Source organism: Burkholderia catarinensis (genome assembly GCF_001883705.2).
Classification (GTDB): domain Bacteria; phylum Pseudomonadota; class Gammaproteobacteria; order Burkholderiales; family Burkholderiaceae; genus Burkholderia; species Burkholderia catarinensis.
The window spans coordinates 1-10,173 of sequence record NZ_MDEQ02000058.1; the positions used below are offsets into that span (position 1 = coordinate 1).

9 protein-coding genes and 2 pseudogenes are annotated in these 10,173 nt (G+C 55.2%); 10 read left to right on the top strand and 1 reads right to left on the bottom strand.

Annotation, left to right across the window (positions count from 1 at the left end):
• The 8 genes and pseudogenes from BFF94_RS37150 to BFF94_RS37185 all read left to right on the top strand — a co-directional run.
• Positions 1-144 (top strand): annotated as a pseudogene (locus BFF94_RS37150) (IS701 family transposase); the annotation flags it as partial.
• Between the two features lie 200 nt (positions 145-344).
• Complete coding sequence (locus tag BFF94_RS37155) at positions 345-671, top strand: H-NS histone family protein (protein WP_128843622.1); 327 nt, start codon at positions 345-347, stop codon at positions 669-671.
• Between the two features lie 6 nt (positions 672-677).
• Positions 678-1,136, top strand: coding sequence for a hypothetical protein (locus tag BFF94_RS37160; protein WP_128843623.1), 459 nt, complete (start codon positions 678-680; stop codon positions 1,134-1,136).
• A gap of 115 nt (positions 1,137-1,251) precedes the next feature.
• The gene (locus BFF94_RS37165) at positions 1,252-2,166 is read left to right on the top strand and encodes a LysR substrate-binding domain-containing protein (protein ID WP_201260395.1); all 915 of its coding nucleotides are present in this window, start codon (positions 1,252-1,254) and stop codon (positions 2,164-2,166) included.
• 173 nt (positions 2,167-2,339) lie between these two features.
• Positions 2,340-3,761, top strand: coding sequence for a gamma-aminobutyraldehyde dehydrogenase (locus BFF94_RS37170; RefSeq protein ID WP_201260396.1), 1,422 nt, complete (start codon positions 2,340-2,342; stop codon positions 3,759-3,761).
• Between the two features lie 87 nt (positions 3,762-3,848).
• Positions 3,849-5,024, top strand: a complete 1,176-nt coding sequence (locus tag BFF94_RS37175) for an iron-containing alcohol dehydrogenase (protein ID WP_128843625.1) — start codon at positions 3,849-3,851, stop codon at positions 5,022-5,024.
• On the top strand, positions 5,011-6,336 hold the full coding sequence (locus BFF94_RS37180) for an APC family permease (RefSeq protein ID WP_201260397.1): 1,326 nt from the start codon (positions 5,011-5,013) through the stop codon (positions 6,334-6,336). The genes BFF94_RS37175 and BFF94_RS37180 overlap by 14 nt, the downstream gene beginning before the upstream one ends.
• Before the next feature lie 109 nt (positions 6,337-6,445).
• Complete coding sequence (locus BFF94_RS37185; protein ID WP_128843627.1) at positions 6,446-7,870, top strand: gamma-aminobutyraldehyde dehydrogenase; 1,425 nt, start codon at positions 6,446-6,448, stop codon at positions 7,868-7,870.
• Positions 7,871-7,932: 62 nt separating this feature from the next.
• Here the strand turns inward: BFF94_RS37185 and BFF94_RS38120 are convergent, their stop codons facing one another.
• Entirely contained in the window at positions 7,933-8,904 is a 972-nt protein-coding gene (locus BFF94_RS38120; RefSeq protein WP_246637504.1) for an IS3 family transposase, read from the bottom strand.
• On the opposite strand from BFF94_RS38120, the pseudogene istA reads away from it, so the two are divergent.
• Together istA and BFF94_RS37200 are read left to right on the top strand one after the other, a co-directional pair.
• Positions 8,830-9,924, top strand: a pseudogene (istA, locus tag BFF94_RS37195) (IS21 family transposase); the annotation flags it as partial. The gene BFF94_RS38120 and the pseudogene istA sit on opposite strands and share 75 nt — an antisense overlap.
• 81 nt (positions 9,925-10,005) lie before the next feature.
• Positions 10,006-10,173, top strand: a 168-nt coding sequence (locus BFF94_RS37200) for a transposase (protein ID WP_219140451.1), incomplete at its 3' end; no start/stop codon positions are given.

Sequence of the window (10,173 nt, forward strand, 5' to 3'; positions counted from 1 at the left end):
TGTATTGCTGCCTATGGGTCTCTTGTTGCTCAACGCCTTATACAAGGCGGCAGTAAAAAAAACTCCGCGAACCGCAATCCATTTGCCTTACCCTCGGATTACGTGCCACGCGGGTCCCCAGCGCGCGCAGCGCCACGTGGCTGATTCCATCACCACGCTGCGCTGGCGTATCGCTGCCTACATCGCGCGCCGGCTCCAGCGATGTCCGTTTTGTTCAGCGTCCAATGCTGACTTATTGACACAGTAAGATTAGTGGCCGAGTCAATCTTCAGCAAAATTCACTACACCGCGAACTCGACTGCTGGATGTGCCTCCAAGCAGTGATTCGCTCGAGACAAGGCAATATGAACAATTGTTCCATTCGCGAACTGCAGAGGCAGCTCGGTCAACTGAACCTGCTCGTCGACGAAGCCAAGCAGCAGGAGAAACAAGCAAAACTCAAGCAGATCGCCGAAGACGTTAAGGAGTTCGGCATCTCCGAGATTGAACTACTCCGCGCAGGTGGCTTCATCCAGGCCAAGCGACAAAAGGCCCCTGCAATGTACTACGACCCGAACTCCGGAAACTCCTGGTCTGGCAAAGGCCCCCGCCCAAAATGGCTTGTCGACAAGAACCTCGACGACTACCTGATTCGGGAAGCACCAAAACCGTGGTGGCCCGAGCGGAATTAAACCCACATGAGCAAAGAGAAGCGCCGAACCAGCTCCAAGCATCGGAAGGTTCTGACCAAAACGATGCTGCTGCCCCTGTCTGCGGCAGTCGCGCAACGAAAGTCACTGGAGCATCACCTCGCGTTGACCACTCTGAAATATGGTCACGGCAATCTCGATGTCGTCGGCAGACTGTTCCGGGCGATCTATGTCGCCTATTTCGTGCAGGACATGACCTCGCGAATCAGCGACCTGAGCAACTTTCGTGCAGCTGAGGCCGCCCTCAGCCAATGTGCGGTACGCGGAAAGCGAGATGATGTCTGGCTGCTATCCGATGACGGCCATTCGGCAATCGAGACGATCCTGCTGCTCCACGATCAGCAATTGGCAACTGCGCGGTCGCACACGGTAGCTTCCGCACAGGAGCGTATCGCCACGTTTCTGACGACCGAAGCCCTCTCGCCATTTCCGTCCTCATCGGTTTAACCGTCGGTTCCGACCATCCAACTTCCTGGGGTCAGTTCAAATTTGCTCCCCCTTAGTTCTGCCGGATCGAATATGCTTGTTGTTATTCGCTCCTATCGATATATGAATCACCAAAATGGCCATGACTCTTCGTCAAGTCCGCCACTTCATCGCCGTGGCGGAAAGTGGCTCGATCGCTGCGGCAACTCAAACCATTTTCATCACCCAGTCAACATTAACAACTGCCATTCAGCAATTGGAAGACGAAATTGGTGTCAGGTTGTTTGATAGGCACTCCAAGGGGATGTCACTCACGCATCAGGGCCACCAATTTTTGCGACAGGCGCACCTTATTCTGGCCACGGTTGAAAACGCGAAACGAAGTATTCAGCAGAGCACGGACAAGGTCTCTGGCATCATCACTATCGGGGTGACAAGCATGGTGTCCGGGTACTATTTGGCCGATCTGCTTACGCGCTTTCGCCGGGCCTACCCAAACGTTACAGCCCGAGCGGTCGAAGACGAGCGCCCTTTCATCGAGCATCTCCTGGTTAGCGGAGAGATCGATGTCGGTGTTCTAGTACTTTCAAATCTAGAGAATCGTCTCGCTCTTCAGACGCAAGTTCTGATTCATTCACCGCACCGATTGTGGCTACCCGCCCAGCATATGCTGCTGGAGCGCGACAACATCAGGCTCGTAGACGTGTACTCGGAACAGCTAATTCAACTGAATGCTGACGAAATGGACGTGTACGCGCAGCGCATCTGGAGCCGAGCCGGGCTCAATCCGACGGTTGCCTTACGAACTTCTTCGGTTGAAGCGGTACGTAGCCTAGTCGCTGCGGGCTTGGGTGTCTCAATCCAACCAGACATGACGTATCGTCCGTGGTCCTTGGACGGCGACATTATCGAGGTTCGGCCACTGGCCGATGTGGCGGAGCACCTTGACGTAGGGCTTGCGTGGCGCAAGGGATCGGCCCGCTCCGCATTAGTGGACCGATTCCTCGCTGTCGCGAGAGAACAGTCATCAAATCGGCGTCATTCGATTTAATCGAATGACTCATTCGCAAATTAGAATTTGTCGCCCCCGTCGCGACCTATTAACGTTGTATCCATGGCGAACAAGCCGACACCGGTCGAGGTCTCTGCTCAAGCGAAGGAGATAGATTGACAGGAGGCCTATTGATGAACACCAGTGCAGCGACCATGACTCTACATACCGAACTGCTCATAGACGGCCAGCTCGTGCAAGGCGAGGGCATCAGTGAATCCATCGTCAACCCGGTAAGCGGCGATGAGATTATCGCTGTCCCTGAGGCCTCACTGGATCAGGTCGAAGCCGCCGTAGCAGCCGCTGTACGCGCGTTTGGAAGCTGGTCACGGAAGACTCCGGCGCAGCGATCCGCTGCGCTACTTGCAATTGCGGATGCAATGGAGGCGCGACTAGATTATCTCGCGCATATCGAGGCCCTCAACTGCGGCAAACCGTTGCATCTCGCCAGAGCGGATGACATACCAGCAGCCATCGATGTCTTTAGATTTTTTGCTGGCGCCATCCGTTGCCAACAAGGACAACTCGCCGGCGAATACGTACCAGGCCACACCAGCTTTGTTCGTCGCGATCCAGTTGGCGTGATCGCGGCAATCGCCCCCTGGAATTATCCGCTGATGATGGCGTCGTGGAAAATTGCCCCGGCGCTGGCTGCAGGAAATACGCTCATCTTCAAACCGTCTGAGCACACCCCACTGTCGATCTTGGCACTCGCACCGATCTTCTCCGAAATATTGCCGTCGGGGGTAGTCAATATTTTGACGGGCGCTGGCAGCACCAGTGGAAGTCATCTCGTCAAGCACCCGAAGGTGCGTATGGTATCTCTCACCGGTGACATCATAACTGGCCAGAAGGTTCTGCAGAGCGCCGTCCGGACGTTAAAGCGCACCCATCTCGAACTGGGCGGCAAAGCTCCAGTGATCGTTTTCGACGATGCTGATGTTGCGGATGCTGTCGAATCAATCCGGAAACATGGATACTACAACGCCGGTCAGGATTGCACTGCGGCGTGCAAGGTCTACGCGCAATCCGGCATACATGATCGACTCGTGCGAGATCTGGGCGATGCCGTGGCGACCTTGCGCTATGCGCGTCCCGAGGACGACCAGAACGAAATTCCTCCGCTTATTACGGCTCGACAGCGCGACCGGGTCGCGAGCTTCGTCCAACGCTCCCTAGAAGAGCCCCACGTTGAACGGATCGTGGGTGGCGCAGAATTTTCGGGCCCAGGATTCTTTTACCAACCAACGTTGCTTGCAGGATGCAAGCAGGAAGACGAAATCGTCCAACGAGAAGTCTTTGGTCCTGTTGTCACCGTAACCCGGTTCGAAGAAGTCACACAGGCAATCGATTGGGCGAATGACTCAGAATACGGTCTCGCATCTTCTGTTTGGACTACGAACCTTGATAAAGCTATGCAGGTCGCGGCCCATCTTCAATACGGTTGCACTTGGATAAATAGCCATTTCTTGCTGGCCAGCGAAATGCCGCATGGCGGGCTCAAGTTGTCGGGGTACGGAAAAGACCTCTCTACCGATTCATTACAAGATTACAGCGTCGCCCGACACATCATGGCACGTCACAAACCTTTGTAGCATGAACGGAATCACAAAAAAATTGTGATTAACTCTAGATCCATTCCAGAAACCACACCAGCATCAGAATTACACAGGATAAGCACCATGAATTTCCAATTCACGACACCGACCCGAATCGTGATGGAGCCCGGACTCCGCAATCGAACCGGCAAGTATCTCAACGATCTTGGGCTAAAGCACGTGCTGTTAGTCACAGATCCCGGTGTGAAACGTGCTGGTGTGCTCGATGGTATATATCAGAGCCTCAGGCAAGCGAACATATTTTTCGACGAGGTTTCTGACATCAGCCCCAATCCGCGAAGCGAAGAAATCAACGCCGCAGCAAAGCTTTACAAACAAACAGGTATTCACGGCCTTCTCGCTGTCGGCGGTGGTAGCGCAATGGACGCAGCAAAAGCCATAAGCGTTCTTCTCACGCACGAAGGGAAAATCGAAGACTATGAAGGCGCCTCGAAATTGGCACACGAGGTACTTCCCATTGTCGCGATTCCGACGACCGCAGGTACCGGGAGCGAGGTAACCTTCTTCTCCGTTATCACGGACACGCGCCGCCACTTCAAAATGAGTGTGCTTGACTACCGTATCGGCCCTATCCTGGCTCTGCTGGATTCGGACATTACCCAGTCGCTCCCACCGGCCATCGCAGCTGCGACTGGGATGGACGCGTTGACACATGCGATTGAAGCTTATACGGGACGTCAATCCAATCCCATCAGCGACGGACTTGCTCTGCACGCAATTCGCCTGATTTCAAAAAATCTAAAAGCTGCGGTGCAACAACCCGACAACACAGAAGCTCGAGAGGCAATGTTGATTGCCAGCCTCATTGCAGGCATGGCATTTGGTAACGCCGACATTGCGAGCGTGCATTGCATTTCTGAAGCGATAGGTGGAATGTACGATACACCACATGGCGTCGGAAATGCGATCTTTCTGCCTTTCGTATTTTCGTACAATTTGGACTCGGACCTGCAACGCCATGCGGACGTCGCCTATGCACTGGGGGTTGATCCGACGCTGTCGAGTGAAGAAGCGGCATCTCAAGCGGTGGAATGTCTCTTTCAGATGAGTCGTGATCTGGGTATCCCACGCTTCTCAGAAATCGAAGGCGTAAGAGTCGAGGATTTTAATCTCATCGCAGAAAAATCAAAGAACAATATCTCTGATCCAAGTAATGCCAAGGCCATGACGATCGAAAGCTACATCGGGATTGTAAATGCCGCATACGAACACCGCCGCTTAGGAGATTCAAGTGAATAGTTCAGACGATGGCGAAACGCTTAAACGGAGCCTGGGTTTCTTTTCGGTGCTTCTCTTCGGGCTAGCTTTCATCGCCCCTCTGATCGTATTTGGCACATACGGCGTCATCGCAAAAGCCAGTAAGAATACAGCTGCATTATCCTATGTCGTTGCAACGATTGGCGTCGTTTTTACCGCATTGAGCTACGGCCGACTCATCCGTCTGTTCCCCACTGCAGGCTCAGCCTATACGTATGCCTCTCAAATGCTCAACCAGCGAATTGGGTTCTTGGTGGGTTGGGCCGCATTACTTGACTACTTCTTCATCCCTATGTTGATCTGGCTGCTGGGAGCCAGTTATCTACATATTGCATGTCCCGATGTGCCTCAGTGGATCTGGATCGCGAGTTTTATTATCACAACCACACTTCTTAACATATTGGGCATTGAGGTAGCAAATCGGTTCAACACCATTCTGATGTTGATTCAATTGACGATTATTGCTGTTTTCATTGGTCTTTGCTGGAAATATGTCGCGGGAAACCGTGGCATGGGTGCCTTTCTTGACGCCAAGCCGTTCTATAACGCAGCCGTTCCACTTGGAGCTAGTATGGCTGGGGCTGCGATCGCGGCATATTCGTTTCTGGGCTTCGATGCCCTGTCGACTTTGAGCGAGGAGGCTATCAACCCACGACGGACGATCCCGCGTGCGATTCTTGCAGTAGCTATGATTGGCGGCGTACTGTACATCGGATCGGCGTACTTTATGTATCTCGCCCACCCGGTGCCAGATTTCAAGGTAATCGACAACGCAGCGTTCGAGATAGCTCGGAATATCGGCGGCGACGTCTTCTTCGCTGCAGTGCTCACTGGCATTATCGTCGCGCACTTTGCTGCGGGCTTATCCTTCCAGGCCAGCGTAGGACGGTTGCTGTACGCACTCGGGCGCGACAACCAGTTGCCGATCATGCCGTTCGGCACTCTGCACCCACGGTTCAAAACGCCCGCTGCAAACCTCGTTATCTCCGGCGCATTTGGCATGGTTGGGTTGTTCCTGACAATCGATACTGCGACATCGCTCGTAAACTTCGGGGCATTTCTTGCGTTTACTGCCGTGAATCTTTGCGCACTCAAACTAACCTTCGATCGGGAGCGTGGTGACAAAGCTGGCATCGTACGGGGTATCGCATTTCCGATCATAGGAGCCGCGACGTCAGCGGCGATGCTCGCCAGCCTCGATCGTGTGGCATTGACGTTTGGTTGTTGCTGGGTCGCTGCCGGCTTGGCTTATATGTTGATTCGGGGCCGGGTCGTCACAACGGCCATGGAATAAGGTCGATTCAATAAAAAATCCCGAACTATACGGGTTCAGTTCTGTAATTCTCGGTATAAAGAAGAACGTCTTTTTTAAGGCTTTATGCCCTCCTCGACTAAAATGAATTATGCAAAAAAATCTCTTGATTGACGGAGTGCTTGTTGCCGGAGAGGGGCAAGACACGCTTGTATTCAATCCAGCCGAGGGCGTAGTCCTCGTCGAAATTCCCGAAGCCAGCTCCGAGCAAGTCGAGGCTGCGGTCGATGCCGCCGACAAGGCCTTCTCGACGTGGTCGCAAACCACACCAAAGGATCGCGCAGCGCTTCTTCTCAAGTTGGCCGATTGTATCGAAGAGCATGCGACTGAGTTTGCTAAATTGGAGTCGTTAAATTGCGGCAAACCACACAACAGAGTCCTCAATGATGAAGTGCCGGGTGCAACGGATGTATTCCGCTTTTTTGCCGGTGCCAGCCGTTGCTTAACGGGATCGGCAGCAGGTGAGTACCTTGCAGGACACACTTCGATGATCCGGCGTGATCCGCTTGGCGTTATCGCATCTATAGCACCGTGGAACTATCCGTTGATGATGGCCGCGTGGAAGTTGGCCCCGGCCTTGGCTGCTGGCAACACCGTGGTGCTGAAGCCGTCAGAGCAGACTCCGCTAACGACGCTGCGGCTTGGGCAACTATTAGGGGACATTTTCCCCGCGGGGGTTATCAATGTCGTTCATGGGCGAGGCGCTACCGTCGGCGAAATGCTGGTCAATCATCCGAAGGTGCGGATGGTCTCTCTGACCGGTTCTGGGCCGACAGGCTCGAGAATCATCGCTTCCACTTCGGAAAGCGTGAAGCGCATGCATATGGAGCTCGGTGGGAAGGCTCCGGTGATCGTTTTTGACGACGCAGACATCGATGCAGCTGTCGAAGGAATTCGGGCATTCGGTTTCTACAATGCCGGACAAGACTGCACCGCGGCATGTCGCATCTACGTACAAGGGACGATCTACGAAAAGTTCGTTGCGAAGCTCGGTGCGGCCGTGCAGTCGATCAAGATGGGGCTCCCTGATGACCCCGTTACCGAAATAGGGCCCCTCATCACATCAGACCACCTGGCGCGCGTAGAAGGATTCGTCAAGCGGGCATTGGATCTGCCTCACGTGAGCGCGATCACAGGTGGAGCGCGCCTCCGAGGTCCTGGGTTCTACTTCCAACCAACGGTCCTAGCCGGCGCTCGCCAAGAAGACGAAATTGTCCGGCATGAGATCTTTGGTCCAGTCGTCTCCGTAACCAAGTTCGACAGCGAAGCACAAGTTCTCGCGTGGGCAAATGACTCGAATTACGGCCTTGCATCTTCTGTTTGGACTTCCGACGTAGGCCGAGCACATCGAATGTCTTCTCGACTTCAGTATGGCTGCACGTGGGTTAACACCCACTTCATGCTCGTTAGCGAAATGCCTCATGGCGGAGCAAAGCAGTCAGGTTACGGCAAGGACATGTCAATGTACGGTCTCGAGGATTACACCTTGGTACGCCACGTTATGTTCAAGCATTGACAGCCCTCTTTCACTGCCCTGTGCTGACGGTAATTGAGGCTAGCCCAATTTCCGTCCCGGTCTTAATTGGAAAATTCCAGCTCTTCGGGGCGGGCCGAACCGGCCCGATCGGTGCACTGGCGGGCGAATTCCGCCGGTGTCATCCACTGCAGCGCAGAGTGAGGGCGCGCCTCGTTATAGTACTCGCGCCAGACCTCGATTTTGCGTCTGGCGTCTTCAAGCGACAAGAACCAATGTGCGTTGAGGCATTCCTCCCGAAAGCGTCCGTTGAATGATTCATTCTTCGCGTTGTCGGTCGGCTTGCCAGGGCGCGAGAAGTCCATCTCCACGCCGTTCTCGTACGCCCATTTGTCGAGCACCTTCGAAATGAACTCGCTGCCATTGTCTGCCTTGATATAGCGTGGAAGCGGACGATGATGCGCAAGCCGAGTCAGCGCGGCGACAACGTGCTCGCCACGCAACGAGCCGTCGACTTCAATCGCCAAGCATTCCCGCGTGTAGTTGTCCACGATCGTGAGCGTGCGCAAGCGTCGACCATCAAACAGCGCGTCAGCGACGAAATCCATACTCCAGATCTCGTTGATTGCGCTCACTGACTGCTTCGGTTGTCGGCGCCAGGCAGACTTGTTTCGACGGGGTCGCTTGTGGCGCAACGAAAGGCCCAGTTCGCGATACACGCGTTCTACCTGCGTATTTCGGCGAAGCCGAACAGCGATTTCGGTGGAAGCTGAACAGTTCAGGCGGTTTCCGAAATGCGTGTTCGACTTGCCGAAACGGCTGTTCATCTTCCTGAAATGGGTGTTCACCGACCGAAACGCGTGTTCATCCTGCCGAAATGACTGTTCATTTCGTCGGAATGACTGTTCGGCGACCCGAAACGGCGGACAGCGTTTCGGTTGGCGGTGCTGCGAATGGCTCAATCCGCCGGCGTTATGGTGGTCTCTTTTTGGAGACGGACCATGCCGGCCCACCGGACGACCATGCGCAGAATAAAAGAAGTGCTTCGCCTGAAATGGACTTGTAATCTGTCTCATCGGCAGGTCAGCGGGGCCTTGGGCGTCGGGCTCGGCACCATCACCCAGTATTTGCAGCTCGCTGCATCGGCAGGCCTGGATTGGGCAACGGTCGAGCCGCTGTCCGAGTCGGACCTCGAGCGGCTGCTCATCAAGCGCGGCGCCGGCCGCACGATGGTTGTTGGCGATCGCGTCGAGCCGGACTGTGCATGGATCCACACCGAGTTGCGCCGCAAGGGCGTCACGCTGCAGTTGCTCTGGGAAGAATACGTCGGCGCCCATCCCGGCCAGCGGACCTACCGCTACACGCAGTTCTGCCAGCGGTACAAGGACTGGACCCAGACGCTGAAGCGCTCGATGCGCCAGCAGCACCTCGCCGGCGAGAAGCTGTTTGCCGACTTCGCCGGGCCGACCGTGCCGATTCTCGATCGCGCTGGCGGCGTTGCGTTCAAGGCGCACATCTTTGTTGCCGTGCTCGGCGCGTCGAATTACACGTATGCGTGCGCGACCCGCTCGGAGGCTACGCCTGACTGGATCGGCGGCATGATCGGCGCGATGGAATTTTACGGCGGCGTTCCGCGGCTGCTCGTGCCGGACAATCCGAAGGCGCTGATCTCGAATGCCGATCGATACGAGCCCACGCTCGGCCTGACGACACAGGACTTCGTGAATCACTACGATACCGCGATGTTGCCGGCACGGCCGCGCAAGCCGAAAGATAAAGCGAAGGTCGAGGTCGGCGTGCAGATCGTCGAGCGCTGGATCCTTGCCCGGCTGCGGAACCACCGCTTCTACAGCCTTGCCGAACTGAACAAGGCGATCGCCGCGCTGATCACCGATCTGAATGCCCGGCCGTTCAAGAAGCTCGAGGGCAATCGCCGCGAGTGGTTCGAGCGTCTCGACCGACCGGCGCTGCGCCCACTGCCGACGCGTCGGTACGAGATCGCGACGTTCAAGAAATGCCGCGTCAACATCGACTATCACATCGAGGTCGGTGGCCACTACTACAGCACGCCCCATCAGCTCGTGCGGCAAGAGGTTTGACCCTGACCCAAGAAATAGTCCGGTTCAAAAGTATAGAAATTCGGCATGATGTGTCCAAGCGGACACGAAGGCCATGCCATGAAGACGAGCAAGTTTACGGAAGAGCAGATCGCATTTGCGCTGAAGCAAGCCGAGCTGGGTACGAAGGTCGAAGAGATCTGCCGCAAGCTCGGAATTAGCGAGGCGACTTTCTACAATTGGAAGAAGAAATTCGGAGGGTTGGGACCTTCTGAGTTGCGCCGGTTG